At 70.9% G+C, this 25332-nt stretch carries 24 protein-coding genes; 12 read left to right on the top strand and 12 right to left on the bottom strand.

Features of this window, described 5'->3' with window-relative positions:
- The first annotated feature begins 31 nt into the window (after window positions 1-31).
- Entirely contained in the window at window positions 32-2566 is a 2535-nt protein-coding gene (locus HALOF300_RS01515; protein WP_156738890.1) for a polysaccharide lyase family 8 super-sandwich domain-containing protein, read from the top strand.
- Window positions 2567-2596: 30 nt separating this feature from the next.
- On the opposite strand, the gene HALOF300_RS01520 is transcribed toward HALOF300_RS01515, so the two are convergent.
- A complete protein-coding gene (locus HALOF300_RS01520) occupies window positions 2597-2986 on the bottom strand; it encodes a hypothetical protein (RefSeq protein ID WP_231954949.1) in 390 nt (129 codons plus the stop codon).
- 208 nt (window positions 2987-3194) lie between these two features.
- Here HALOF300_RS01520 and HALOF300_RS01525 point away from each other — a divergent pair, with 208 nt between their 5' ends.
- On the top strand, window positions 3195-3524 hold the full coding sequence (locus tag HALOF300_RS01525) for a carboxymuconolactone decarboxylase family protein (RefSeq protein WP_231954950.1): 330 nt from the start codon (window positions 3195-3197) through the stop codon (window positions 3522-3524).
- Between the two features lie 2 nt (window positions 3525-3526).
- Here the strand turns inward: HALOF300_RS01525 and HALOF300_RS01530 are convergent, their stop codons facing one another.
- From HALOF300_RS01530 to HALOF300_RS01540, 3 genes are all read right to left on the bottom strand, one after another.
- Window positions 3527-5782, bottom strand: coding sequence for a LuxR C-terminal-related transcriptional regulator (locus HALOF300_RS01530; protein WP_156738891.1), 2256 nt, complete (start codon window positions 5780-5782; stop codon window positions 3527-3529).
- Window positions 5783-5919: 137 nt separating this feature from the next.
- Window positions 5920-6405, bottom strand: coding sequence for an SRPBCC family protein (locus HALOF300_RS01535; RefSeq protein ID WP_156738892.1), 486 nt, complete (start codon window positions 6403-6405; stop codon window positions 5920-5922).
- Window position 6406: 1 nt separating this feature from the next.
- A complete protein-coding gene (locus tag HALOF300_RS01540; RefSeq protein WP_156739065.1) occupies window positions 6407-6721 on the bottom strand; it encodes an ArsR/SmtB family transcription factor in 315 nt (104 codons plus the stop codon).
- 234 nt (window positions 6722-6955) lie between these two features.
- Between HALOF300_RS01540 and HALOF300_RS01545 the strand changes: the two genes are divergently transcribed.
- The 4 genes from HALOF300_RS01545 (at window position 6956) to HALOF300_RS01560 (ending at window position 10656) form a co-directional block, all read left to right on the top strand.
- Window positions 6956-8365, top strand: a complete 1410-nt coding sequence (locus HALOF300_RS01545) for a hypothetical protein (RefSeq protein WP_156738893.1) — start codon at window positions 6956-6958, stop codon at window positions 8363-8365.
- A complete protein-coding gene (locus HALOF300_RS01550) occupies window positions 8346-8978 on the top strand; it encodes a potassium channel family protein (RefSeq protein ID WP_156738894.1) in 633 nt (210 codons plus the stop codon). Before HALOF300_RS01545 ends, HALOF300_RS01550 begins: the two co-directional genes overlap by 20 nt.
- A 17-nt stretch (window positions 8979-8995) precedes the next feature.
- Window positions 8996-9931 carry a phosphotransferase enzyme family protein gene (locus HALOF300_RS01555; protein WP_156738895.1) on the top strand — a complete coding sequence of 312 codons (936 nt, stop codon included), beginning with the start codon at window positions 8996-8998 and terminating at the stop codon, window positions 9929-9931.
- Window positions 9932-10095: 164 nt separating this feature from the next.
- Window positions 10096-10656, top strand: coding sequence for a hypothetical protein (locus HALOF300_RS01560; RefSeq protein ID WP_156738896.1), 561 nt, complete (start codon window positions 10096-10098; stop codon window positions 10654-10656).
- 39 nt (window positions 10657-10695) lie between these two features.
- On the opposite strand, the gene HALOF300_RS01565 is transcribed toward HALOF300_RS01560, so the two are convergent.
- From HALOF300_RS01565 to HALOF300_RS01590, 6 genes are all read right to left on the bottom strand, one after another.
- Complete coding sequence (locus tag HALOF300_RS01565; RefSeq protein ID WP_156738897.1) at window positions 10696-11286, bottom strand: TetR/AcrR family transcriptional regulator; 591 nt, start codon at window positions 11284-11286, stop codon at window positions 10696-10698.
- A 151-nt stretch (window positions 11287-11437) separates the two neighbouring features.
- Complete coding sequence (locus HALOF300_RS01570) at window positions 11438-12148, bottom strand: DUF624 domain-containing protein (RefSeq protein WP_156738898.1); 711 nt, start codon at window positions 12146-12148, stop codon at window positions 11438-11440.
- A 5-nt stretch (window positions 12149-12153) separates the two neighbouring features.
- Window positions 12154-13041: a carbohydrate ABC transporter permease gene (locus HALOF300_RS01575; RefSeq protein ID WP_156738899.1), complete on the bottom strand. Its 888-nt coding sequence runs from the start codon at window positions 13039-13041 to the stop codon at window positions 12154-12156.
- Window positions 13041-13970 carry a carbohydrate ABC transporter permease gene (locus HALOF300_RS01580; RefSeq protein WP_156738900.1) on the bottom strand — a complete coding sequence of 310 codons (930 nt, stop codon included), beginning with the start codon at window positions 13968-13970 and terminating at the stop codon, window positions 13041-13043. The genes HALOF300_RS01575 and HALOF300_RS01580 overlap by 1 nt, the downstream gene beginning before the upstream one ends.
- 71 nt (window positions 13971-14041) lie before the next feature.
- Window positions 14042-15346, bottom strand: coding sequence for an ABC transporter substrate-binding protein (locus HALOF300_RS01585; protein WP_156738901.1), 1305 nt, complete (start codon window positions 15344-15346; stop codon window positions 14042-14044).
- A gap of 83 nt (window positions 15347-15429) precedes the next feature.
- On the bottom strand, window positions 15430-16434 hold the full coding sequence (locus HALOF300_RS01590) for a hydroxyacid dehydrogenase (protein ID WP_231954971.1): 1005 nt from the start codon (window positions 16432-16434) through the stop codon (window positions 15430-15432).
- A gap of 190 nt (window positions 16435-16624) precedes the next feature.
- On the opposite strand from HALOF300_RS01590, the gene HALOF300_RS01595 reads away from it, so the two are divergent.
- The 3 genes from HALOF300_RS01595 (at window position 16625) to HALOF300_RS01605 (ending at window position 21380) form a co-directional block, all read left to right on the top strand.
- Window positions 16625-17743: a LacI family DNA-binding transcriptional regulator gene (locus HALOF300_RS01595; protein ID WP_156738902.1), complete on the top strand. Its 1119-nt coding sequence runs from the start codon at window positions 16625-16627 to the stop codon at window positions 17741-17743.
- A 217-nt stretch (window positions 17744-17960) separates the two neighbouring features.
- On the top strand, window positions 17961-19247 hold the full coding sequence (locus HALOF300_RS01600) for an APC family permease (RefSeq protein ID WP_156738903.1): 1287 nt from the start codon (window positions 17961-17963) through the stop codon (window positions 19245-19247).
- A 210-nt stretch (window positions 19248-19457) separates the two neighbouring features.
- Window positions 19458-21380 carry a hypothetical protein gene (locus HALOF300_RS01605; RefSeq protein WP_156738904.1) on the top strand — a complete coding sequence of 641 codons (1923 nt, stop codon included), beginning with the start codon at window positions 19458-19460 and terminating at the stop codon, window positions 21378-21380.
- Window positions 21381-21411: 31 nt separating this feature from the next.
- On the opposite strand, the gene HALOF300_RS01610 is transcribed toward HALOF300_RS01605, so the two are convergent.
- Window positions 21412-22053: an NADPH-dependent F420 reductase gene (locus HALOF300_RS01610; RefSeq protein ID WP_156738905.1), complete on the bottom strand. Its 642-nt coding sequence runs from the start codon at window positions 22051-22053 to the stop codon at window positions 21412-21414.
- 126 nt (window positions 22054-22179) lie between these two features.
- On the bottom strand, window positions 22180-22989 hold the full coding sequence (locus HALOF300_RS01615; protein WP_156738906.1) for an MBL fold metallo-hydrolase: 810 nt from the start codon (window positions 22987-22989) through the stop codon (window positions 22180-22182).
- Window positions 22990-23032: 43 nt separating this feature from the next.
- On the opposite strand from HALOF300_RS01615, the gene HALOF300_RS01620 reads away from it, so the two are divergent.
- The 3 genes from HALOF300_RS01620 to HALOF300_RS01630 are packed head-to-tail and all read left to right on the top strand — an operon-like array spanning window position 23033 to window position 25327.
- Window positions 23033-23677 (top strand): LysE family translocator, encoded by a 645-nt coding sequence (locus tag HALOF300_RS01620; RefSeq protein WP_156738907.1) that lies wholly within the window; start codon window positions 23033-23035, stop codon window positions 23675-23677.
- A 54-nt stretch (window positions 23678-23731) separates the two neighbouring features.
- Window positions 23732-24697 (top strand): hypothetical protein, encoded by a 966-nt coding sequence (locus HALOF300_RS01625; RefSeq protein ID WP_156738908.1) that lies wholly within the window; start codon window positions 23732-23734, stop codon window positions 24695-24697.
- Between the two features lie 27 nt (window positions 24698-24724).
- The gene (locus tag HALOF300_RS01630; protein WP_156738909.1) at window positions 24725-25327 is read left to right on the top strand and encodes a YdeI/OmpD-associated family protein; all 603 of its coding nucleotides are present in this window, start codon (window positions 24725-24727) and stop codon (window positions 25325-25327) included.
- Window positions 25328-25332: the final 5 nt, after the last annotated feature.

Genomic DNA, 25332 nt, shown 5'->3' on the forward strand with positions numbered 1-25332 from the left:
CGGACGACTCTATGTCTGGAGCAGACCCGTTATGCCTGAGTTGTCCCGCCGCCATGTCCTTGCCCTGATCCCGGCCACCGGCCTGCTGACCGTCGGCCTGCCGCTGCGTGCACTCGCCGACGAGGCCACGGACCACGCCCGGTTGCTCGCCAACACGGTCGCGATCCTCGCCGGCACGGCGGAGGTGAACGCCCGCCCGGAGGCCGCGGTGAAACTCGCCGCGATCCACACCACGGCGCGGACCTACCTCACCCAGTTGGACCAGGCCGGTCCGGACGAACTGTTCGCCGGCGTGCCGCTCGGTGAGAACGACGCCAACATCACGCAGTCCTACAACCGATTGCTCCAGATCGCAGTGGCCACCCGGACCGACGGCGTCGATTCGGACCTGGTCGGCAACGTCGAGGTGCAGCGCCGCGTCATCGACGGGCTCGAGTGGCTGCACGCGAACTACGTCGGGGACCAGTCGGCCGGCTACTACGGCAACTGGCACAACTGGGAGATCGGCTTTCCTTCCCACGCGACCCGGACGTTCGTGCTGCTCGCCGAGCAGGTCGCTGGCTACCGCCCGGATCTCGTCGAGACGTACGTCGCCACCATGGACGCCTACCTGCGCAACGGCGTCGACGGCGACGTGGACCTGGACTCCCGGTTCCACACCGGCGCGAACCTGGCCGACATAACCACCAACCGCTTCCTGCAGGGCGCTCTGCTCGGCGACGACGCCCGGATCGGCAAGGCCATCGCCGATCAGTCGACGGTCTTCGCGACCATCGACCCGTACCACCTCCAGCACGGCAACACGGACGGCTATTACGCCGACGGGTCCTTCATCCAGCATCACTCGGTCGCCTACACCGGGTCCTACGGCAAGGTCCTGCTCGGCCGGATCGCCCAGACGATCAAGATGCTCGACGGCGCAACCTCCGCGGGCGGCACCGATCTGGTCGCCGTGGTGCAGGCCTGGGTGACGAACGGCTTCGCGCCGCTGATCTTCGAGGGCTGGATGATGGAGGTCGTCAAGGGTCGAGCGGTCTCCCGGACCACAACCGGCTACGTCGACGTACGCGCCGTCGCCGAGGCTGTCGTCGACCTCGCCGGGTATGCCGTCGGCGGCGACGCGGCTGCCCTCAAGGGCTACGTGAAGTTCCTGAACGCCTCGTCTCCGGTCTCCCTCGAGCCGAACTCGTTCGCCTCGCCCGTCAGCGTGGTCGCCTTCGCCGACATCCTCGCCGACGCGACCGTGCCGGCCGCGGACCTGAACGCCGCTGAGCGCAACGTCGCGTTCAACGCCATGGACAAGACGGTGCACCGGCGCCCCGGCTACGCCTTCGCGCTGGCGCGCTCCTCGGACCGGATCAGCAAGTACGAGTACATGAACGGCGAGAACCTGATGCCCTGGTTCCAGGGCGATGGCGCGCACTACCTGTACCTGGCCGGTCAGGACCAGACCCGTGCGTTCGGCGTCGACTACTACACCGCCGTCTCCCCGTACCGGCTCTCCGGCGTGACCGCCCCGGACGGTGAGCGCAGGACGATCCCGGACCTGTACGGGCAGTTCTGGTACGAGAATCCAGATCACCCACTCGGCTTCACGTCCTCGTCCGAGTCGCAGAACACCTACGTGTACTTCCCACGCGGGACGAACCCGCTGTCCGGGGGCGCCGGCCTAGGGGCCTACGGGACGGCCGCGATGGTCCTGTCCGACGACGTCGCCCACGTCGACAACCAGGCCGGGATCCTGCCCGACGACTTCGTCACCTACCCGAACGCGCGCGCGACGAAGTCGTGGTTCATGCTCGACGACGAGATCGTGGTACTCGCCGCGGGCATCTCCGGCCGGGCCGGGCGGTCCGCGGTGACCACGCTCGAGAGCCGGATCGCCGAGCCCGCGGACGGGGTCGCGGTCACCGGCGCGCTCGCGGACGGGACGGCGTGGACCGGCGACGGCGTGGGGCCGCTCGCGTGGGTGCGCTGGGAGAACCCGGGCGAGCAGACCGCCGTCGGGTACGTGCTGCTCGACGAGCAGGAGGTGACGGTCGACGTGGAGCGGGTGACCCGCAGCCGCCGCGTGGTGCGTGTCTCGAACCCGAACACCTCGGTGACCAAGGATGTCGTCACGGTGTCGGTGGCGCACCCGGCCGACGGCGAGCACGCGCTCGCCTACGCACTGGTACCGAACGCGCAGGCCGACCAGCTGGCCGGCTACGCCGACGGCCCGGTGCAGGTCCTCGTGAACACGACCGACGTGCAGGCGATCAAGCACGCCGACCTCGGCATCGTGGCCGCGAACACGTTCACGGACGGCCGGCATCAGGCGGAACGACTGACCATCGACGGCGCGGCCTCGGTGCTCGTTCGCCAGAGCGGTCGCCGCCTGGAGGTCGCCATCTCCGACCCGACGATGACGCGCGATCGGGTGCAGGTGGTGATCCGCGGGCGCGACCGTGGCCTGGAGAGCGCCGACGACGGCGTCACGGTGGGTCAGGTGACCGGCGGCACCTCGGTGGTCGCGGACACCCGTGAGGCATACGGGCGGACGTTCACGGCGGTCCTGCGGGTCTGAACACCCGCAGGACCCGTGCTACGGGCACGCTCAGGCGAGCGCCTTCGCCTTGAGGGCGGCGAACTCGCGTTCGTCGATCGCCCCACTGTCGAGGAGTGCCTTCGCCTCGCTGACCTGGGCGGTCGGTGAGGACGCCGGCGTGGAACTCGCCACGGTGCGGATGTACTCGTCGGTCTCGGCGCGGGCCTGGCTCACCTGCTCCGCCTGACGCTGCCCCATCCCACGTCCACGGGCGATGAGATAGATCAAGCCGGCGAGGAACGGGACGATGATCAGAAAGATCATCCAGAACCCCTTCGCCCAGCCACTGAGCTGTCGGTCCCGGAAGAGGTCCGCAATGATCTGGAACAGGACCACCAGGTACATCACGAAGGCGAACCACCAGACCATGAGCCAGAACCATTCCATGAAGCTGTTCACCGGAGTGCCTTTCGTCCGTCTTGAGGCGCGGCGACGGCCGCGTGAGCCAAGAGTCGGGCAGGCAGGGCCGGGCTGTCGTCACGCAGAACACATGAAGTTGGCCCCGGCACGGACTCGTTCATCTGATCGGCGTGATGCGGTGGCCGTCGTCGGCATGGCTGAATGCAGGCAGAGGCCGTGGAACGGAACTCGGTCCGCCATCCGAACGATGGGCAAGAAGGTGAACTACACCGAACGTTTGCGCCGCTTCGCCCTGAACGACGCGAATCTCGAGGCCGAGCTGGCGGTGCAACCGCCCACGCTGGAACCCAGGGCGGTGGCGCTGGTACGGCTGGCTGCCCTGGTCGCGATCGGTGGGGCCGAGCCGACCTACGGCAGCGAGGTCGACGATGCGGTCTCGATGGGTGTCACGACTGCTGAGATCGTCGACGTCCTCGCTGCGGTGACCCCGATCGTCGGGCTACCGGTCGCGGTGGCCGCAGCCTCGAAGCTGGCCCTGGCGCTCGGGTTCGACCCGTTGGGGATCGATCGGGACTGAGGTCATGCGCCGAGCAGTCCCCGGGCGATCGCCTGGCGCACGGCGTCGCCGCGGGAGGAGACGCCGAGCTTGCGGTAGATCGACCCGATCTCGGTACTGGCCGTGTTCCGGGAGATGAACAGCCGCTCCGCGATCTCGCGGATCGTCAGATACGTCTGCAGGTAGGGCAATACACGAAGCTCGGCCGGGGAGAGCGGTGGGATCCGGCCTCCTGACACGGCGCCGCGAGACTCTGGTTCGAAGTCCTGGCGGAACCGGTTGACCTCGTCGCCGAGGGTTCCCAGATCCGGCCGACGCAGCAGCACGTCGTCGATCTCGCGCAGCAGATGTCGCACGGCGACATTGTCCCCGAGGGCCCAGCTCGTGCGGGCAAGATTCAACCGGGCTCGCACCGCGACGGTCGGGAACGCGTAGGTGCTGAACGCTCTGGCGCGCATACCGCGCGTCAGTTCGCGTCGTGCGGTCGTCGTGTCGCCGTCGTGGACCGCGAGCCGCGCCGCGGCAGCGAACGCCGTGATGCTGGTCGGGTAGTCATCCGTCCGGTGCGCGGCGATCTCGTGGACGGCATGGGCGACTCGCGCGCGGGCGTCCTCCCACCGGCCGGCGTCCATGGCCAGTTGCGCGAGCCTGGCTTCGCTCAGCACCAGGGCGTCGGCGTTGCCCACGTCCTCGGCCGCGGCGATGGCGGACGTGAAGAGGTCGGTGGCGGCGGCGACGTCGCCGACCAGCAGTGCGGCCTCACCACCGAGCGCGAACGCGGTGTCGCGCCATACGCTCAGCGGTGGCTCGCTGTCGATCGCGAGCCGGGCGTCCGCGCGCATCTGCTCGGGGCCGTGCGGGCACCGGATGGCGCGGTACATCGCCCGGGCAGAGGCGAAGGAGGCGGATCCGTCGATGATCTCGCCGTCGAACGTCGCGCCGTCCACAACCGCCCCCCACCGCTCGGCCTCGGCGGCGTGCCCCTGGTAGAGCGCCACGTATCCGGCGAGCACGGCAAGCGGTGGATAGTCCGAGATGGCCACGGTGCCGAGTGCGCCGAGCCACCGTTCGAGCGTCGCGATCCTGCCGGACTCGAACTGCGACGTGACGATGCGCGTCACGAGCCGCACGCAGCGGTCCCGGTGCGGGGTGGGCAGTAGGACCTCCACCGCGCGCCGGGGGAGACCGTTGGCCTCGTACCAGTCGGCCGCGCGGAGCCTGAGGACGTCGCTGAGCTCGGGTTCGGCGGTCATGAGCTCACCGAGCAGGAACTCGTGGAAGAGGGCGTGGTACCGGAACCACTCACGATGCCGGTCGAGCGGGACCAGGAACAGACTGGAGCCCTCGAAGTGCCGCAGCATCCGTTGCGCGTCATGCCTGCCGAGCACGGCGTCGCACAGCGGCGCGGAGAGGTGCTCGAGCACGGCCGTCCGACGCAGGAACCGCCGGGTATCGGCCGGGAGCCGCAGATAGGCCTCGCGCTGCAGGTAGTCGGCGACGAACGGGTCGTCACCCGACACCATGGCGGCGCTGTCGCCGTCGCCGTCATGCCGTGCGATCAGAGACGCGAGGTAGATCCCGACCGGCCACCCCTCGGTCCGCTCGGTGACGGACTCCAGCACCTCCGGGGATACCTTCACCCGCGAGGTCGCGAAGATCTGCCCCGCGCCCGCGACGTCAAGGGCGAGGTCGCGGGCCAAGATCTCCACCGTCCTGGCCTCGGCGCGGAGCCTCGGCAGATGGGGCTGTTCGGACCTGCTGGCGGTGACGACCTGCGATCCGGGCGGGACGGCGTCGATCACCAGGTCCAGCACGTCGTGGCACGCCGTGGTCCGGATCTCGTGCAGATCGTCCAGGATGAGGAGGAACGGCTTCCCGCTATGCGCCAAGGCGGAGGCCAGACGCGGTGCGGCGCGCCCGAGCAGGGATGGACCGGCTCCGATCATGTCATGGACCAGGCCCGGGGGAGCACCGTCCAGCGTGGTGAACGCGGAGGCCAGGATGAAGAGGAGGCTGAGCGGATCGTCGTCCGAGTTGTCGAGGGAGACCCATGCCACAGACCGCCGGTCCCGGTGCGCCCACTCGGCCAGCAAGGTGGACTTGCCATAGCCCGCGGGCGCGGTCACGCCCACGATGCCGCGACCGCTCCCGATGGCGGCATCGATCAGTTCGGACCGGCTGACCGCCGCCACCGGCCGGCGCGGCACGTCGAACTTGGCTTCATGGAGCAGGCGTTCGAGCCCCCCATTCAGCGACGCCGTGCCTGGCACGTGGCTCACCCGTCAAAGATAGGGCGGTAGCGCGGTGCGCGTAGCGACTTTGCGGCCCGTTTCGTGCCGGACCACCACGGCCACGTCGCTCGTCGACGCACGAGGCGACCGGCCGGCGCGCGCCGACCGGTCCGGCCCTCGGGGTCTCAGGCAGCGAGCAGGTCGTCGATCTGGTTGATGGCGGAGGTCGCGCCCTCGACCACCCCCATGTCGAGTACCTGCTGCAACGCCTCCGCGGTGGCGTAGGTGGAGACGTACGTGGCCCGGGTCCCGCCGTCCGTGGCCGTGAAGGCGTAGGAGTTCTGGCTCACCGGCAGGTCGGCGGTCACGTTGAAGTCCGCATCCGAGAATGCGTCCTCGAAGGTGAAGCCGGACGGCTCCGTCACCGTCTTGATGTCCCAGATCCCCGCGTGCTTCTCACCCTCCGGGCTGGTCATGTAGTACGTCGACCTGCTGCCCGGGGTGAGCGAGTGGTCCACGAACGTGGCCGGGAACGTGGGCGGTCCGAACACGCGCTCGAGCTGGCGCGGGTCGGCGTACACGTCCCAGACGCGGGAGACGGGGGCGGCGAACTCGGCCACGATGGTCAGGGTCAGGTCGTTCATGTCGTGCTTGACGTCGGTGACAGGCATGTCACTGGTTCCTCTCGGTAGCTGTGGGTTGTGCGATCAGTTCATCGATGCGGGCGATCCGCCCGCGCCAGAGGGATTCGAGTTCGGTGAGCATCGAGCCCACCGACCGGACCGCCTCCACGTCGCCACTGGCGAGGGCCTCCCGGCCCGCGCGCCGCTTGCTGATCAAGCCGGCCCGCTCCAGTACGGCGACGTGCTTCTGTACCGCGGCGAAACTCATGTCGTACTTCGCCGCAAGGGTCGTGACCGAGTGCTCCCCGGCCAGCACCCGGCGCAGGATGTCCCGCCGGGTGCGGTCGGCCAGCGCGTGGAACATGGCATCGGCCCTGTCCTCGTCCTGGTCTTCGGTTCCGGTCACAGTGACAACTTACAACCAGATGGTTGTAGGTTGTCAAGTCCCAGGTGTCGATCGGTTTCCTCACCCACAATGGGTGGGGCTCCTCGGGGCCGTCGGAGCTAACGTCCTACCTGTAGGAACCGCCGAATCGCTGGGTCGACGCCAGCAGGCGCTCACCCGCCGGCCGCGCCGAGTTCGAGGAAGAGGGCACGGATGGACACCGACCACGAACGTTCGGCTGCCACCGGGGCAGCTCCGGATGCCGACCCGGCGGCGCTGGCTGAGCGCCTCCGGGCCCTGGAGGCCGAGAACGCGGCCCTGCGGCAGCGCCTCGAGGCGGCGGCCGCGCTGCCCGCCGCCACCACGGACGCGCCGAGGGGCTCTCGTGCGCCCGGGCGATTACGCGCCGCGGGTGCCGTCGTGCTCATCGCGCTGGGTGCCGTGCTGGCACCCGTCGCGGTCATCGCCGCCTGGGCGGAGCGGACGCTCACGGACACGGACCGGTACGTCGCCACGGTCGCCCCGCTCGCCGCCGACCCGGTGCTGCAGTCCGCACTCTCCGGCAGGTTGACCGGTCTGGTCATGGAGCAGATCGACGTGGGTGCGCTCCTCGACGAGATCTCCACGGCCATGGACGATAACGGCATCGCGCCGCGTGCGTCCGCTGCTCTCGGCGCCCTCGAGGCGCCGCTGACGAGCGGAGTCCAGAACTTCGTCCGGGAGGCGGCCGACAGAGTCGTTCAGAGCGATCAGTTCGAGGCGGTCTGGGAGCAGGCCAACCGGACGGCTCACGAGCAGATGGTCGCCGTCATGCAGGGTGCCGACGGTGCACTCCTGCAGATCGGCGACGACGGGCAGCTCTCGATCCAGCTGGGGCCGATGATCGAGCTCGTCAAGGAGCGGCTGGTCGAGGCGGGCCTCGGCATCGCGGCGAGCATCCCGCAGGTGAACGCGTCGTTCACGGTCATGCAGACCTCACAGCTGGTCGAGGTCCAGAACCGGTACGCGCAGGTCGTCGCGCTCGGGATGTGGCTGCCCTGGATCGTGCTGATCCTGCTGGCGGCCGGCGTCCTGGTGGCGAACAGGAAGATGCGTACCCTGGTCGTGGCCGGGCTCGCGCTGGCGGCCTCGATGCTCGTGCTCGGGCTCGCGCTCACCATCGCGCGTGGGCTGTACCTCGACGCCCTCAGTGGCGTCGTGCTGCGGCTGGACGCGGCCGAGGTCGTGTTCGACCAGGTCGTGTCCTTCCTCCGGGTCACGCTGCGCACCGTCGGCGTGCTCGGCATCGTCGTCGCGATCGCCGCCTATCTGGCCGGGTCGAGCAAGTCCGCACGGGCGCTGCGAGCGGGCCTGGGCCGTGGTCTCGACGGAGCCCGCGGGTTCGCCGAGGGCCGTGGCGTCTCGACCGGACCCGTCGGGCTCTGGCTCGGTCGGCACAAGGGTGTCCTGCGCGCGGTCGTCGTCATCATCGCGGCACTGGTGATCCTGCTCGCCGGCAGCCCGACACCGGCCCTCATCCTCTGGGTCGCGATCGTGGCCGGGTTGCTACTTGTGCTCCTGGAGCTGCTGAGCCGTCGGGCACCCGAGATGAGTAGCGACACGCATGCGCAGGCGTCCACCTGACGTCGGGGGCCGGGATGGCGCGGACCTGCGGGCCCGGAGCCGGTGGGCGCTGCTACGGCCGGCACTGTCGGCAGTCGCGGTGCTGGTCGTCTACTACGCACTGCCACTCGACGGGACCTCGGTGGGCACGCTGTTCGCGCTCGCGCTGGGGCTCACCGCGCTGGCTGGGATGCTCTCCTGGCAGGTCCGGGCCATCGTGCGCTCGAAACGGCCGAGGCTGCGTGCGATCGAGGCGCTCGCGACGGCGGTCCCGTTCTTCCTCGTGCTGTTCGCGGCTGTGTACGTCGGTCTGTCCCGCAGTGACGCGGCCGCGTTCACCGAGACCCTCGACCGCACCGATGCGCTCTACTTCACCGTGACGACATTCGCGACGGTCGGATTCGGTGACATCGCGCCCGTCGCCAAGGAGGCGCGCATCATCGCCATGATCCAGATGCTCGCCGGAATGGCCCTGCTCGGTGGCGGCCTGAAGCTCCTCCTCGGCGCGGTCCGGGTGGGTCTGACCCGTGAGCCCGGCCGGCCTGGACCGACCGGTACCGCCGACCCGACCGGGGGCGGCGGAGACCGGCCCTCGCCGCCCGACCTATCCGCTCGCCGGCGACCGCGGGCGTGACGTACGTTCCGAGGACGATGGACGCGCTCACGGACGACGAGCTTGCGGCCGCGCTCGGTCAGGTGTTGCCGCAGCACTGGCCGCAGCTCGGTGACGCGATCGTCGGGCCGCTCGGCGGGGGGATGAACTCGGCGACCGCGCGCGTCCGGGGGAGCGCGGGGCGATATGTGGCCAAGTGGGTGCCGGACGGCCTCGGTGCCGCGCTCCGGACCGGCGGCGAGCGGGCGCTCCACGTGCAACGCGCGACCGGTGTCCCGACCGGGCCACCGGTGCCGACCGTCGCGGGCGCAGTGGTGGCCCCGATCCACGGCGGCTGGGTCAGCCTGCTGACGGAGGTCGACGGCACTCCGCTCGACGGTGCCACAGCGGTGCAGCAGGAGCTGATGGCCAGGACTCTCGCCGCCGTGCACGGGGCCACCACGCTCGGCCGGCGCCGGGGTGGGTTCCTGCCCGAGGCACTCTGGCACGGACCCCAACTGGACGTGGAACCCTGGGTTCGCACCGCCGTCGGGCAGGTCCTGGCCGAGTACGAAACGCTCGCGCCGCAACCCTGGGCGACGCTCCACACCGACCCGGCGCCCGAGGCCTTCCTGCTCGACGGCGGCCTGCCGGCGCTCATCGACTGGACCGGCGCGACCGACGGGCCGGTGCTCTACGACGTGGCCTCCGCCGTCATGTACCTCGGCGGGCCGCACCGGGCTGATGCCTTCCTGGGTGCCTACTCCGATCGCACCGGGGTGGACCTGATCCACCTCGACGCCATGCGCCGGTACCGCCAGGCGGTGCAGGCGGCCTACTTCGCGCAGCGGCTGGCGGCCTCCGACCGGACCGGGCTCACCGAGCCGGGAGGTAACCGGAAAGGGCTGGATGACGCGCGGCGCGGACTGGTCGCGCTCGGCGTGATCGACGAGCCGCGAGCCGGCGGCCAGGGGACGCCGACCACGACAGCGTGAGCAGGATCATGGACGGCAGATCGTGCGTCCCGGTGGCACATCGAGGGCCGCGGTCCGGGGACGGCGAGGGTGCTGCCCTCGGGGCGAACCTCTCGTCATGCGTTGACCCCCGCCGATGCCGGCTGGTTCTTGAACGCGAGGAGCGACAAGCCTAGGTTCGACAGATGGGGCACTTCGACTGGGAGCCGCCGGGCGATGCCGACGCTCCGACTGCCGTCCTGCTCCCTGGTGGTCTCTACTCCGTCCAGGGTCCGCTGCTGTACTGGTGCGCCGAGTTGCTGCTGCAACGAGGGTGGCGGGTGATCGCGGTGGAGTGGCCGCCCGAGCTGTCCGCTGCGGCGGAACCTCGGCGCCAGGTCGAGGCGGAGATCGACGTTGTCACTGCGGCATTCGGATCCCCGGACCTCGTCGTCGCCAAGTCGCTGGGAAGCCACGCGCTCCCGTGGTCGATCCGTGAGGGTGTTCCTGGGGTCTGGCTGACCCCGGTCCTCACCGACCCCGCCGTGCATGATGCCCTGGCGCGTGCGGGGTCGAGCCACCTGGCGATCGGTGGCACCCTCGATCCGATGTGGGCACCCGCGGCCACCCTGACGACACGCGCCGGTATGGAGACCGTCGACGGCGCCGATCACAGCATCCTCATACCGTTCGACTGGGAGGGGTCCATGCGGGTCCAGCAGGCTCTGATGACCGTGATCGCGCAGCATGTCGACGGCACACGCTGACGGGTCGGAATCGGTCGGGCCCCTCGGTCACTCCCGGCGTCAGGGTTTGGGCCGACCCGCCCCGGGCGCGAACGCGTTGTGCAGGATCGTCAGGATGCGACTCGCGACCGCGTCGCGCTGATCCGGATCCGTTCGGGAGATCTCGGTGGCCAGCATGCCGGTCGAGATCGTGATGTCCTTCGGTTCGACGTGCTCGCCCAAGCGCCCTGCGGCCTGTTCCCGCTCGAGCAGACGCTCGACGACCTCCAGGAAGCGCGCCCCGAGCGCCTCGACCCGGGGATCGTGCCGGTCGCTCTCGATGAGCGCGATGAAACCCATCGAACTGGCGGCCTGGGTGATTGCCCGGGTGAACAGGTCGTCGAGCGTGATCCGCCCCGCCCGCGCATACGCCTCCAGGTCGGCGAGATTCTCCTCATAGACCGCGATGGCGAGCGCGGTCCGGTCCGGGAAGTGCCGGTACAGGCTGCCCTGACCCACTCCGGCACGCTTGGCGACCGCGCTGAACGGCGCGTCCGGGCCGTCGTCGGCGTAGATCTCCCGTGCCGCTGCGATCAGCGCGCGCCGGTTCTCGGGTCCGGCCGCGCGTCCCCGGTTGGTCCGGGGCGGGGCGCTCTGAGGCGGCAATGGCACAGAGGCAGTGTAGGACTACGCCATGGCGCCGTCCCGGAAACTGAGCCCCTGTGAGCCGGCGTCGAGCACAATGGCACGGGCCATCCGACTGGCTCGCAGCGCCGACCTCGTACCCCGGGCCCAGCGGGAGGCTGCGGCCCGCGGACCCGCCTCAGACCGCGACGCTGGCGCCGCGCGGCAGGACGGGGCCGAGGGTGTACCGGGAGTTCGCCCAGGCTGCGTACAGCAACGGGGTCGCGGCCAGCCCGAGTGCGAGGGCGGGGTGCAAGCTGAAGAGCCCGGCGAGCAGGCCAAGCGTGATCAGCGAGACGATCGTGAGGTACCAGCGGCGCACGCCCAGGTACAGACTCGCCTTCAGCACGTCGCGCAGGCGCGCGTCCGGCCGCTCCACGCTCGCCACCAGCGCGATCAGTGCGGTGATCAGGGCGAGCACGAACAGCACCACCAGGAGCGGAGTGAGCACGGCGCCGGGGCGCGTACCGCTGACGGCGACGACGTCCACCGCGAGCACCACCGCCGTCGAGATCAGCAGCGTTCCGACGGCGAGCGAGCGCCGCAGGTGCCGCGCCCAGGCCCGCCAGAACGTACGGACCACGCCCGCGTCACGGGCCAGGGTGTTCGCGCGGAAGACGGCGAACGCCGCCGTGACCGCGGGGGTTGCCGCCACGCCCGCGACCGCGAGCGCCGGCCAGGAGGAGACCGGATCCGTGGTGATCAGCAGGAGCACCAGCGGCAGGGCGCCGAGGACGAGCATCAGGTTCGTCATCGCGACCAGGTAGGCGACTCCGAAGACCGTCTCCCAGGTGTCCGCCGAGAGGCGAGGGAGCCGTGGCCTGTGGCCCGGGCGGGTCGGGTGAGCCATTGTCCTCAGCCCTTCAGCCCGGCAGTGGCGATGCCCTGCACGAAGTACCGCTGCCCGAGCATGAAGATGATCGCGATCGGCAGCACGGACAGCACCGACCCCGTCATGATCAGCGCGTACTCGGCGTTGTACTGGGACACGAACGTCTTGAGGCCGATCTGGATCGTCCACAGGTCCCGGTCGCGCAGGTAGATCAGCGGCCCGAGGTAGTCGTTCCAGGTGTTCACGAACGTGAGCAGGGTCAGCGTGGCCACCGCGGGACCGGAGAGCGGCAGCACGATCCGGCGCCAGATCGAGTACTCGGACAGGCCGTCGATGCGGGCCGCCTCGGAGAGCTCCTCCGGGATCGAGTCGTAGTACTGCTTCATCAGGAACACCCCGAAGGCGCCGAACGCCTGCAGCGCGATGATCGCCCAGAGCGTGTTCGAGAGGCCGAACTTCGACATCAGGATGAACTGCGGGATCATGTACGCCTGCCACGGCACCGCGATCGTGCCGATGTAGGCCAGGAACAGCACGTCCCGGCCGGGGAAGCGCATCTTCGAGAAGCCGTACGCGGCGAAGCTCCCGGTGAACACCTGCAGGAACGTCACGGCCACGGACAGGATCAGCGTGTTCCGCAGCCAGGTGCTCATGTCCGACTTGGCCCAGATGTCGACGTAGTTGCTCCAGACGACCGGGTCCGGGAACCACTGGATCGGGACCGTGAAGACCTGGTTGTTCGTCTTCAGTGAGGACGTGACCATCCAGAAGAACGGCAGCATGATCACCGCGGCCGCGGCGATCAGAACCACGTACAGCACGATCGTTCCGAGGACGCTGCGCCTCTTGCGTGCGTCCCGCTCGGGACGTGGCGTCGCCGCCGTCGGGCGGTCGAGGGTGAGCGTGGCCATCAGGCATTCCTCCGCTTGTTGACGAGGAACTGCACCACGGTCACGGTGATGCAGATCAGGAACAGGACGATCGCCACGGCGGACGCGTAGCCGAACTGCTGCTCCTCGAAGCCCTTGCGGTAGATGTACTGGGACAGGACCAGGGTGGCGGTGCCGGGCCCGCCGTCGGTCATCACCAGGATCAGGTCGAAGACCTTGAAGCTGCCGATCGTGAGCATCACGGTGACGAAGAACGTCGTCGGCCGCAGGCTCGGGATCGTCACGTTCCAGAACCGCTGGATCTTGTTCGCGCCGTCCACCCGGGCCGCCTCGTAGAGCTCACCCGGAATCGCCTGCAGTCCGGCGAGGAACAGCAGCATGTAGTAGCCCATGTCCCGCCAGGTGCTGACCAGCGCGACGGCGGGCATGGCCCAGGTGGTCGAGGTGGTCCAGCCGGGCGGGTTGTCGATACCGAGCGCCATCAGGAACTGGTTGACCGGCCCGGACTCGGGCGAGAACAGCATGTTCCAGACCACCGCGATCGCCACGATCGAGGTGATGTAAGGGAAGAACGCGACCGTGCGGAAGAACGCGACGCCTCGCAGCTTGGTGTTCAGCAGCAGGGCCAGGCCGAGGGACACCGCGAGCGTCAGCGGGATGTGCAGGAGCGCGTAGTAGCCGGTGTTGAGCAGCGCGGTGTGGAAGGTGCGGTCGGAGATGAGATCCCGGAAGTTCTCCAGACCGACCCAGTCCGCGGCGCCGAAGACGTTCCAGGACGTGAACGCCATGTAGAACAGGATCACCACCGGCACCAGCGTGAGCACGGCGAAGCCGATGAAGTTCGGCAGGATGAACGTCCAGCCGATGAAAGTGTTCCGGAGTTTCAGGCGGCTGCCCGGTGGGCGCTGCCGCGGTACCCGCGTGGGCGCCGGCGCGACGGTGGTCGCCATGGGGTTCTCCTCATCGGTTTCGGGCCCGGTGCCGCCCGTGCGGGCGGCACCGGGCCGGGGTGCGGGTCGGGTCAGCCGAGCTCGGCTGCGGCGCGGTCCATCGCCTCGGCGATGCCGTCCGCCGGGGAGACGCTCCCGGACATGATCGCGGTGTGGGCGTCGCCGAGGATGTTCTGCAGGACGACGGTGTTGGCGTCCACCGGGTTCTCCGGGCGCACGTCGTGGTTGGCGAACGTGAACTGGGAGAGTTCGTCGGTGGGCACGCCCTCGATGCCGAAGAAGGTCTCGGCGACGGCGTCGTTGGTGATCGCGGGCGTGATGCCGATCTCGGCCAGCGCGGACGCCGCCTCCTCGCTGCCCACGAACGTCAGGAACTCCATCGCGGCCGCGGCCACGTTGTCGTCGACGGCGGGGTTGATGCCGATGCCGGTCGGGTCGGCGAACGTGACCGGCTCGTCGGCCGTGGAGTCGTCGAGCTGCGGGGCCGGGGCGAAGCCCCAGTTGAACGTGTCCGCCTCGCCCGACGCCTGCTGCGCGAGCAGAGTCGCGACGTACCAGGAGCCCATCGGCATCATCGCGGCCAGCTGCGTGCCGAACTGCGACTGGTAGGTCAGTGAGTTGGTGGTCAGCGTGCCGAAGTCCACCTGCGCACCGGCGTCCTGGAGCGCGACCGCACGCTCGTAGTAGGGCACCAGGTACTCCCACTCGCCCGAGAGCAGGTCGGCGCCGTCGGCCTGGGCGTTCGCGAAGCCCTGCACCACCGACTGCCAGCCGTGCTGGTAGGTGCCGGTGGCGTCGCTGCCGGCTGCGCTCAGCCCGGCCGCGAGGTCCTCGGCGGCCGTGGCGTAGTCGTCCCAGGTCCACGAGCCGTCCGGGTGGGCGACCCCGGCCGCGTCGAACAGGTCCTTGTTGTAGTAGAGGTACCAGGCGTCCTGGCGGTAGGGGATCGCGTAGGTGACGTCGTCGACCGTGTAGGCCTCGACGCCGTCGACGTCGTCGCCGAGTTCGGCGGCCACGCTGGAGACGTCCAGCAGCTGGCCTCCGTCCTGGTAGGTGACGAAGTTCTTGAGGTTCTTCTGCACGTACATGTCCGGCGCGGTGCCCGCGGCGAGGTCCGCGATCATCTGGGTGTCGTACTCGGTGGCGTCGTACTCGAGGACCTCGACCGTGATGTTCGGGTTCTGCTCGTGGAAGGCGTCCGCGAGGATCTGGAACTCGGGCGTGGTGCTCAGGCTCCACCCGGCCAGGGTGATGGTGACCTCGCCGGTGACCTCGCCGTCACCGCCGGAATCGTTGTCCGTGCCGCTGCTGCAGCCGGCCAGGACCAGCGTCGCGGCGGCCACTGCCGCCGCGCTCATCATGATGGTGCGCTTCATTGCGTTCTCCCTCTCGAGGGTTGTGCCCGATGGGCTCGGTTTGTCTGGTTCTCGGGTGCCGTCGATGGGCGACGGCGGTGGGTTCAGGCGCTCAGTTCGCTCGCCTCCGGGGTCACGGCGCCCGGCAGCGGCTCGCCCGCGACGTAGGCGGCGAGTCCGTCGAGGGCGAAGTGGGACAGCCGGCGCGTCTCGGATCCGAGCGAGCCGGCCAGATGGGGGGTGACCGTGACATTCGGCAGCGCCAGCAGGGGATGGCCCGCGGGCAGCGGCTCGGGGTCGGTGACGTCGAGGATCGCGTCCAGGCGGCCGCTCGCGCACTCGGCGAGGAGCGCCGCGGAGTCGACGATGCCACCCCGCGCGGTGTTGATGAGCGTGGCGCCGTCGGGCAGCAGCGCCAGCTCGGCGCCGCCGATCAGGTGATGCGTGCTGGGCAGCAGCGGCGCGTGCAGCGAGAGGATCTCGGCCCGGCCGAGCACCTCCGGCAGCGGGAGCAGTTCCGCGCCGGCGGCCCGGACCAGGTCGGGATCGGCGAACGGGTCGGCGACCAGAACCGAGCCGGTGTCCAGGACCCGGAGGAGGTCGAGCACCTTGCGCCCGATGGTCGAGAAACCGACGATGCCGATCGTGCGGCCGAGGTTGGAGAGGGTGCGGGTCGCGAACGAGTTCTGCCAGCCCACGGGCTGCTCGCGGCCCACCTGGGCCAGGGGCAGGACGCGCTTACCGGCGAGGATGATGGCGGCGAGCGTGTACTCGGCGACCGGCACCGCGTTCATCGTGGCCGCGGTGGCGACCTGCACGCCCCGGTCGTGCAGGTCCGGCGGCACGAGGCTGCGGACGCTGCCCGCGGCGTGGAGCACGGTCCGCAGCCGCGGCGCGGCGTTCAGCTGTGCGGCGGTGATCGGGGGGCAGCCCCACGAGGTGATCAGCACCTCGGTCTCGGCCAGGCGCGCCGGGTCGACGGCATCCAGGCCGCTCACCACGATCGGGTCGCCGAGGGTGGCCAGTCCGGCTAGGCGGGTCAGCTCCTCCGGGCCGAACTGCAGCGCGAAGGTTGCCGGGTCCATCGCCAGCAGCACGCGCGGCCGCATCGTCACGGAGACAACTCCCTTGTCGGAATGCTCAGGCTTCGGATCGAATCCTGATCGAATGTACGTTACGATCGAAAACAGTAAATTGGGTCGGGTTGAATGTCAACACGCGGCGTCGCGGCAGGTCAGCGGCATGTGGTGCGTGATCGAAATGTGATCTACTCTGCTCACGCATCGAAGGGGATTCCACATGGACGTAGTCGGTCAGGCCGGCGGGCCGATAGCCGGCTCCCGCCGCGCCGAGGTTCTGGCGGCGGTCACCGAACGCGGGATGATCCGCGTCACCGACCTCGCCCACGAACTCGGCGTCACGCCGGTCACCGTGCGCCGCGACGTCGCCGAACTGGCGGAGGCCGGGCTCGTGCGCCGGGTCCACGGTGGCGCGACCTCGGTCGAGGCCGCCGCGGTGGCGGTGCCCTCGCCCCGAGGCGCGTCCGGGCGCGCGTCCGCGGTGGGCGGGACCGTCGGCATGCTCGTGCCGTCGCTCGACTACTACTGGCCCGACGTCGCCCGTGGGGTGGAGGAGGAGGCCCGGGCGCACGGCCTGCGGATGGTCCTGCGCGGGTCGGTGTACGAGGCTGCCGACGAGCGCGGCGACGTGCAGCGTCTCCTCGAGGGCGGGGCCAACGGGCTGCTGCTCGCCCCGACCGTGACGGGCCCCGGCGGCGACCTGATGCGCGCCTGGCTCGCCGAGACCGACGTGCCGGTCGTGCTCATGGAGCGCAACGCCGTCGTCGGCGACGAACGGCGCGCCGTGGAGTCCGTGATCACCGACCACCACGGCGGCATCGCGATGGCGGTGCACCACTTCACCAGCCTCGGTCACCGCCGGATCGGGGTGGCGCTGAGCCAGCACTCCCCGCACGCCGACCAACTCCACGCGGGTTGGCACGCTGCCTGCACCGGGCTCGGACTGGACACCGGCGACGTGGTGGACCTGCCCGTACCGGACCGGCCCGATCCCGGCTTCGCCGCCGGAATCGAGGCCGTCGTGGACGCCGTGCTGGAGACCGGGACGACGGCGCTGGTCGTGCACTCCGACCCGGAGGCGCTGCGGGTCGTCCAGCGGGCCGCGGAGCGTGGCCTGAGCGTGCCCGGTGACCTCTCGGTACTCGCCTACGACGACCAGGTGGCGCCGCTGGCCACGCCCGCGCTGTCCGCCGTCCGTCCGCCGCGGCGGACCATCGGACGCACGGCCGCGTACCTGCTGGCCGCGCGGATGGCCGACCCCGGCCGGCCCGTGCACCGGGTCCAGGTCAGCCCGACCCTCAAGGTGCGGTCCTCGAGCGGCCCACCCCGCTCCGCGTAGCCACCCTCGGCCCGCTGCCGGCTCTCCAGCGGTACCCAGCGCAACCAACTTTGAAACGTTGGAACTGCACGTTCGGCGGAAGCGCACCGTGCTGAACGACCTGTTCGCGAACCTCGCGTGAACAGGGGGTGAGCGGCCGGTTGCCGCTTGACCCCCCGGCCACCGGGCGCGAGGCTCGGCGGGAGCGGGCGTTCCCCGCTCGGTCGGGAGCTGGGTGATGGGTACGGATTCCACGGCGGGCGCGCAGCCCGCCCTGGCGCGTCGGCTGGGTACTGCCGACGCGATCATGATCGGGCTGGCGTCCATGATCGGCGCCGGAGTGTTCACCGTGTTCGCCCCGGCGGCCCAGGCCGCCGGGGCCGGTCTGCTTATCGGCCTCGGCATCGCGGCGGCGGTGGCCCTGGCCAACGCGACCTCGTCGGCGCAGCTCGCCGCCGTCTACCCGACCTCGGGTGGCACCTATGTCTACGGCCGCGAGCGGCTCGGGCCGTGGTGGGGCTTCGGGGCCGGCTGGGCGTTCGTCATCGGCAAGACGGCGAGCTGTGCCGCGATGGCGCTCGCGGTCGCCGAGTACATGGCGCCGGAGGAGGCATTGCGCAGGCCGGTCGCCCTCGCGACCGTGATCGTCCTCGCCGCGCTGAACTACCGCGGCATCACGAAGACGATGCGGGCGGCGCGGGTGATCGTCGTCGCGGTCCTGGCCGTGCTCGTCCTCGTCCTGGCGGCGACGCTCGGCGCCGGCGAACCGGTCGCCGCCAATCTCGACGGGTGGGCGACGCCGTCCGCCGGTTGGTACGGGGTGCTCCAGTCCGCTGGCCTGTTGTTCTTCGCGTTCGCGGGCTACGCGCGGATCGCGACCCTCGGCGAGGAGGTCCGCGACCCGACCCGCACCATCCCGCGTGCGATCGTCGGGGCGCTCGCGGTCGCCGTCGGGCTGTACGCGCTCGTTGCGATCGCGGTGCTGACCGTACTGGGGCCCGACGGCGTCGCCTCCTCGGTCGCGCCGCTCGCCGCCGCGGTCGATGCGGGTCCATGGTCGGCGGCGGTGCCGATCGTGCGGGCCGGGGCCGCCGTCGCCGCGCTCGGGGCTCTGCTCGCGCTGCTCACCGGCGTCGGCCGGACCACGCTGGCGATGGCGCGGGGCGACGACCTGCCCCGGTGGCTCGCCGCCGTCCACCCCCGGTACCTGGTGCCCCACCATGCGGAGGTCGCGATCGCCGTCGTGATCGGCATCCTGGTGCTCACCGTGGACCTGAAGGACGCGATCGGATTCTCCTCGTTCGGGGTGCTGTTGTACTACCTGATCGCGAACCTGTCCGCGTGGACGCAGACCGGCGCCGACCGCCGGTACCCGAGATGGTTGCAGGGGCTCGGCGCCGGAGGCTGCGTCCTGCTGGTGGCCACCCTGCCGCCGCCGACGATCGCGATCGGGGTGGGCGTCCTCGCCGTCGGGGTGGCCTACCGGGTGCTCCGGCGCCGTGCTCTGCGACGGACCGCAGGGTGACGCCGGAACCGGCCCACCGGCTCGCGTCGCGGCGTTGGGCGCCCCGAGCATCACGGTGATCGTCGCCGCTGGACGGGCCCGGCGTGGGGACCCTCACGCGCGCTGGTGCGGCGCTGGAAGGCGAAGGTCCATAAGGTGGGAGCCGAATGACCGCCTACCGGAACCGCGGATCCCGGCAGACCGGGGGAGAGCGACCGCCGAGGAGCACCGATGAATTTCGACAACGTCCCGCCGCACCCTCGGGTGTCGGCGACGATCGACCCCGACGGCGTGGCCGAGGTGATCTTCGACGGCGTACCCCACTACCTGCGCAGCGGATCCCTGCCCGGCGCCCGGCGGGACGTCACCACCTACGTCGCCCAACGGGCCCGAGAGGTCCTCGGCCGCGCCGTGCTCGTGCATGTGAGCGAGCCGGAGGGACGCTTCGAGCTCGCGGTGCACCCCGACGGCAGCGTCGACGAGCGGGCGAGCCGCGACCAGGCGCCCGAGCCTGGCGCGCCCGGCGCCGATCCGCAGTTGGACGCCACCGTGATGACCCGGGTCCGGCCCCCGGGCGCGCCGGCGGCCCAGGAGTCCGCGCCCATGGCGGCGGTGGCGGCAGAGGTCGCGAAGCCGGCCGCAGCAGCCGGAACCGCCGACCCGGCAACGCAGGCAGGGCCGGCCACACCGGCAGCGCAAGGAGAACCCGCCGACGCGGCAGTGCGAGAAGAGTCGGCCGGCGCGGCGGCACAGGCAGAACCGGCTGGATCGGCCGAGCCGCCGGCGCCGCAATCGCCAGCACCCCAGGTGCCGACGGCGGCGCCCGACCACTGGGCGCCGCCGCCCCGACCCGCCGAGTCCGAGCAGGTGCGCCCGCCGGTGCCGCCACTCGCGCCGCCGCCGGCGCGTCAGTCGGCCCTGGTCCAGCAATCGGCTTCGGTGACCCAGCCGGCCCAACGTCCCCAGCCCCAGCAACCGGCGCCGAGCCCGCACCGGGCCCAGCCCGGTTCGCACCCGACGCAACCCGCCCACCAGGCGTCGTTCCCTGCTCCTGCGCAGCCGCCGTCGCCCATGCCGTCGTTCTCACCGTCCGCCCCGCAACCCGGCGGCCAGGCCTACCCGCCGCAGTCAGGCGGCTCCGCGTCCGTGCCGCAGCCGGCCGGCCCGGCGTACCCGCCGCAGCACGGGGGCGTGGCGTACCCGCAGCAGACCGGCGAGCCCGCGCTGACCCGGCGCCAGCTGCGCGAGTCGTTCCTCACCCAGGAGCAGGTCGAGGCGCCCGCCAGCACCGGGTTGCGCGGCGTCCTCGCCCGAGCCGGCATCAAGACGGCCCCGAGCGCCGCAGAACGCTCGGAGCGGTCCGACCGCAACACCGTCTCCCAGCACTGGCCAGGGGTGCGCACGATCGCCATCGTGAACGGCAAGGGCGGGGCGAACAAGACCCCCACCACGGCCCTGCTCGCGGCCGTGTTCGCGCGCAACTCCGGGGCCGCCACGCTCGCCTGGGACAACAACGTCACCCGCGGCACCCTCGGCTGGCGCACCGACCAAGGTCCGCACGACGCCACGGTGCTCGACCTGTTGCCCGAGGTGGACAACCTGCTCTCTCCGGGCGCGAAGGCGGGGGACATCTCCCACTACGTGCACCACCAGCCGGCGGACAAGTACGACGTGCTCCGCTCGAACCCGCACCTGCTGTCCTCCGAGACCCGGATCAGTGCACCGGACGTGGACGCGATCCACGACGTCGCCGGCCGCTACTACCGGCTCGTGTTCGTCGACTCCGGCAACGACGAGTCCGCCGAGAACTGGCTGCGGATGATCGACAAGGCCGACCAGCTCGTGGTCGCCAGCATCGCCAAGCCGGAGCACGCCGAGGCCGGTGCGCTGCTGCTCGAGGAGCTCGTCGCCCGCGGCGGCCGGTCCGCGGAGCTCGCGCGCGGCGCCGTCGTGGTGGTCTCCCAGGCCCGGGAGAAGGACACCAGGCCCGCGGCCTCGGACATCGCCCAGGGCTTCACCGGCTGGGTCCGCGAGACGGTGACCATCCCGTACGACCGGGCCATGGTCGAGTCAGTGCTGCGGTTCGACTCGCTCGCCCCGGCCACCCAGCGCGCGTGGTTGCGTGCCGGAGCGGCCGTGGCGGCGGGTCTGTGAGAGGTGCGTCGCTCGGCGCGTGCCGCCGCGGTCAGGGCAGCCGGTTCGCCTTGGTGAGGTTCTCGGCGAGCTCGACGGCGTTCTGCCGCACCACGTAGGCGGGGCGGTCCCGCTCGACGCGCCAGGACTCGTCGAGCGGTCCGATGTTCACGGTGTCGAAGCCGAGCTGGTCGTAGAGCGCCGTGACGAACTCGACTGCTTCGGGATCATCGCCGGCGGTGGCGAGCGCACGCCGGTTCGGGGTGCCGGCGGGGGTGCCGTCGGTGTTGATCTCGTCGGCGAGGATGTGGTTGAACGCCTTGACGACCCTGGACGTCGGCAGGTGCTGCTGGAGCAGGCCGGAGGTCGTCGCCTCACCGGCGTCGAGCGATTCGATGTGGCCGTCGCGTTCGTAGTAGTAGTTGTTGGTGTCGAGCACGATCTTGCCCGCGAGGGGTTCGACGGGGATCTGGTCGATCGCGCGCAGCGGCACCGTGACCACGACGACCTCGCCGGCCGCCGCTGCTTCGGTGGCCGTTCCCGCCCGCGCCCGCGGCCCCAGGTCCTCGACCAGGCCGGCCAGGGTCTTCGGGTCGCGGGAGTTCGCGATAACGACGTCGTGGCCGGATTCGATCACCGCCCGTGCCACGTTGCTGCCGATGTTGCCTGCCCCGATGATTCCGATCGTTGTCATGCCTGTCCCAACGCTCGGTCGAGCCATTCATTCCAACGCTTGCGCAGTTCTCGGATATGTCCGCGATGTGAGATCGCGACGGCGGGGGCCGACCTGGGCCCAGCCGGTACCCGTGGAGCTGGACCGCTAGGTGAGGTGGTCGAAGTCGCCGCGCACCCAGGCGATGTGCCGGTCGGCGCTGCGGCGCAGGACGGTTCGGGCGTCGGTGTCGATCCGGTTGTCGAAGTTGCCGATGAGCCGGTCGAACTTCAGCGTCTCGAGCGCTTTCGTGAGCCGCTCCACCACGGCGCCCGAGAGCGGGATCTTGTTCGGGTAGCTGCGCAGGAACCCGATCGAGGTGCGGTCCGGGTTCGGGAACACCGAGTCACCGGTGAGCAGGACACCGCGTCCGTCCGCGCCGTCGGCCCAGAGGGCCACCGCGCTGCCGACGAAGTGGCCGCCGACCTGGTGCAGCGTCAGCGAGTCGGTGATCGCACGCTCGCCGGACCAGAACTCGATCCGGTCGTCGCGGCGGCCGAGCCACTGCGCGTCCGCCTCGTTCACGAGCACCGGCGCGTCCAGGGCCCGGGCCCAGTCGACCTGCACCCCGAACATGTGCGGGTGGCTGGCCGCGATCGCAAGGACCGGGCCGCGCTCGCGCACCCGCGCCACCGTCTCGGCGTCCAGGTACCCGGTGGGATCCCACAGCAGCGACCCCTGCGGCGTGGTCACGAGCTGCGCCGTCTGCCCGATGCCGACCCTCGGGTCGGTGGCGATGCTGACCAGGCCGGGTTCGGTCTCGGTCCAGGTGAGGTGCTGCCCGGCCGCGGCGAGCTCGGCCAGACTGGTCCAGTGCTGCCCGTCCGCCGGCACCCACTGCCGCTCGTCCGCGCAGATCGGGCAGACGTCGGGCGCCGGCTCCTCGTACTCGACCGCGCAGGTCGCGCAGATCACCATGGCGTTCCTTTCACGTGAGGGCCGGCCGATCTACGCTGACCCGGTGGTGACCACGACAGCGGTTTGCGGCATGGCCCTGGTGGCACTCGGCATGGTACTCACGCCGGGTCCGAACATGATCTACCTGATCTCCCGCAGTATCGGGCAGGGGTGGCGCGCCGGCATGATCTCCCTTGGCGGGACCATGGCTGGCTTCGTCATCTACATGACGATGGCCAACGTGGGTCTGTCTGCCGTGTTCCTGCTGGTACCGGGCCTGTTCGTCGGGCTGAAGGTGGTCGGTGCCGCGTACCTGCTCCTCCTCGCCTGGAGGACCCTGCGCCCGGGCGGGCGGTTCCCGTTCGAGACCGTGACCCTGCCGAAGGACTCCCGGTCCAAGTTGTTCCGGATGGGTCTGGTCACGAACCTGCTGAACCCGAAGGCGGCCATCATGTACCTGGCCCTGATCCCGCAGTTCGTGGACCCCTCTCGCGGCGCCGCGATGGCGCAGGGCTTCGTGCTGGGCGGCGTGCAGATCACGGTCAGCGCCGTGGTGAACACGGCGATCGTGCTCGCCGCCGGCGCTATCGCGGCGTTCCTCGCCGGCCGGCCGGCCTGGCTGACGTGGCAGCGTCGGGTGACGGGCACCCTGCTCGGCGCAGTCGGGGTCAAGCTCGCCCTGGACGCGCCGACCCCGGCAAACGCCTGATCCCTGCGCTCGGGCCCGTGTCGGCCGTGGCTGTGGACAAGTAGGCTGGAGCAGGTGGACCAGTTCTGGGGTTTTGTCGGCTCGTTCTGGTGGTTGGCCTTCCCGTTGGCCGGCATCGTGGGCGGCTGGATCAAGGGCGCCCAGAAGTGGGACGAGAAGCGCCGCCATGAGCGCTACCAGCAGGAACTCGAGCTGGAGCGGATCCGGCATGGACAGGTCGGGCCGGTGGGTCCGGGGCCGGTCGGTCAGGCCGCGCCGGGTCAGGTCGGTCACGGCGTCGCCGGGCACGGCGGGCACGGGCGGGGACACGCAGCTCACGGCGCGGGCCTGGCGGCCGGTGGGCAGCCGGCGGCCGGTGCGGCAGGTGTGGGACGGGCGAATCCGGCCCTGGTGTTCCAGCGCGACGTCGACCGGATCGTCACCGCGCATGACGACGTGAACCGGCGCTGGTTGGACTACGAGCTCGACGTCGCCAAGCTGATCGACTTCCCGCTGATGTCGGACATGCGCGAGCCGCTGACCGTGGACTTCCACAGGGCCAAGCGGGACGCGGACTTCCTCCGACCGGAGGACCCGAAGAAGCCCGACGAACTCCGGGACCCGGCCCGGCTCGCGGAGTATCGCGAGGCGGTCCGCACGTTCGAGGTCGCCTTCGACGTCGCCGAGCGGGAGGCGAAGCGACGACGGCTCTCGGACTTCAGCGAGTCCGAGCGATCGTCCCTGGCGCGGGCACGCAAACTCATCGCGATCGCGGATGACAACGGTGCCACGCACGCCGAGCGGCAAGTCGCCTACCGGCGCGCCAAGAGCGAACTGGAGGGGCTGATCGTGCTCCCCGACGTCGCCATGGACGCGATGGAGCAGCGCATCGCCGGCGCCCTCGACGCGGCGCCCGCCACCGGTGGCGCGAGTCCCCTCGACCTCGGCAACTTGTCCGGGCAGGACCCGCAGGATCCGAACGCCGAGTCCGGCATCGACCCCGAGTCGGCGCAGCAACGACGCCGGCCCACCGCCGGCTAGGCGCGGCAACGCACGGAAACGAGCACGATGGCCACCGAACTTCCCGAACTCCTGCTGCCCGACGCCGCGGCCTGGCGCCACTGGCTGGCCGCCAACCACGACTCCTCACCCGGCGTCTGGTTGCGCCTGGGCAAGAAGGGCGGCGACGCCACCGCGCTGACGTACGCCGCAGCCGTCGAGGAGGCGCTCTGCTTCGGCTGGATCGACGGGCAGGCGGCCCGGCGTGACGAGGCCACGTCAGCGCAGCGGATGACCCCGCGCACCTCGCGCAGCCGGTGGTCGGCGGTGAATGTCGCCCGGGTGGCCCGGCTCGAGGAGGAGGGGCGGATGGAGCCGGCCGGCCGGGCCGCCGTCGAGGCCGCGAAGTCCGACGGCCGCTGGGAGGCCGCCTACGCCGGGCCCGCCACGGCGGTGGTGCCGGCGGATCTGGTCGAGGCGATCGCGGCCGATCCCGCGGCTCAGGCGATGTTCGAGGTGCTCACGTCCGGCAACCGGTTCGCGCTGATCCACCGCCTCGGCGCCGTGAAGCGCGAGGAGACCAGGACCCGCAAGATCGGGGAGTTCGTGGCGATGCTCGCCCGGGGCGAGACCTTCTACCCGCAGAAGCGGCGTCCCGCCGAGCCCGAGTAGAGGGG

This window comes from Occultella aeris (genome assembly GCF_902703175.1).
Classification (GTDB): Bacteria; Actinomycetota; Actinomycetes; order Actinomycetales; family Beutenbergiaceae; genus Occultella; species Occultella aeris.

Bases quoted from the DNA above. Each gene is read 5' to 3' on its own strand.
- HALOF300_RS01575 (WP_156738899.1), bottom strand. From the start codon at position 13,041: ATGGCCACGCTCACCCTCGACCGCCCGACGGCGGCGACGCCACGTCCC.
- HALOF300_RS01580 (WP_156738900.1), bottom strand. From the start codon at position 13,970: ATGGCGACCACCGTCGCGCCGGCGCCCACGCGGGTACCGCGGCAGCGC.
- HALOF300_RS01535 (WP_156738892.1), bottom strand. From the start codon at position 6,405: ATGCCTGTCACCGACGTCAAGCACGACATGAACGACCTGACCCTGACC.
- HALOF300_RS01615 (WP_156738906.1), bottom strand. From the start codon at position 22,989: ATGGTGATCTGCGCGACCTGCGCGGTCGAGTACGAGGAGCCGGCGCCC.
- HALOF300_RS01605 (WP_156738904.1), top strand. From the start codon at position 19,458: ATGAATTTCGACAACGTCCCGCCGCACCCTCGGGTGTCGGCGACGATC.
- HALOF300_RS01515 (WP_156738890.1), top strand. From the start codon at position 32: ATGCCTGAGTTGTCCCGCCGCCATGTCCTTGCCCTGATCCCGGCCACC.
- HALOF300_RS01570 (WP_156738898.1), bottom strand. From the start codon at position 12,148: ATGGCTCACCCGACCCGCCCGGGCCACAGGCCACGGCTCCCTCGCCTC.
- HALOF300_RS01610 (WP_156738905.1), bottom strand. From the start codon at position 22,053: ATGACAACGATCGGAATCATCGGGGCAGGCAACATCGGCAGCAACGTG.
- HALOF300_RS01595 (WP_156738902.1), top strand. From the start codon at position 16,625: ATGGACGTAGTCGGTCAGGCCGGCGGGCCGATAGCCGGCTCCCGCCGC.
- HALOF300_RS01525 (WP_231954950.1), top strand. From the start codon at position 3,195: ATGGGCAAGAAGGTGAACTACACCGAACGTTTGCGCCGCTTCGCCCTG.
- HALOF300_RS01600 (WP_156738903.1), top strand. From the start codon at position 17,961: ATGGGTACGGATTCCACGGCGGGCGCGCAGCCCGCCCTGGCGCGTCGG.
- HALOF300_RS01560 (WP_156738896.1), top strand. From the start codon at position 10,096: ATGGGGCACTTCGACTGGGAGCCGCCGGGCGATGCCGACGCTCCGACT.
- HALOF300_RS01545 (WP_156738893.1), top strand. From the start codon at position 6,956: ATGGACACCGACCACGAACGTTCGGCTGCCACCGGGGCAGCTCCGGAT.
- HALOF300_RS01540 (WP_156739065.1), bottom strand. From the start codon at position 6,721: ATGTTCCACGCGCTGGCCGACCGCACCCGGCGGGACATCCTGCGCCGG.
- HALOF300_RS01550 (WP_156738894.1), top strand. From the start codon at position 8,346: ATGCGCAGGCGTCCACCTGACGTCGGGGGCCGGGATGGCGCGGACCTG.
- HALOF300_RS01555 (WP_156738895.1), top strand. From the start codon at position 8,996: ATGGACGCGCTCACGGACGACGAGCTTGCGGCCGCGCTCGGTCAGGTG.
- HALOF300_RS01585 (WP_156738901.1), bottom strand. From the start codon at position 15,346: ATGAAGCGCACCATCATGATGAGCGCGGCGGCAGTGGCCGCCGCGACG.
- HALOF300_RS01630 (WP_156738909.1), top strand. From the start codon at position 24,725: ATGGCCACCGAACTTCCCGAACTCCTGCTGCCCGACGCCGCGGCCTGG.
- HALOF300_RS01590 (WP_231954971.1), bottom strand. From the start codon at position 16,434: ATGCGGCCGCGCGTGCTGCTGGCGATGGACCCGGCAACCTTCGCGCTG.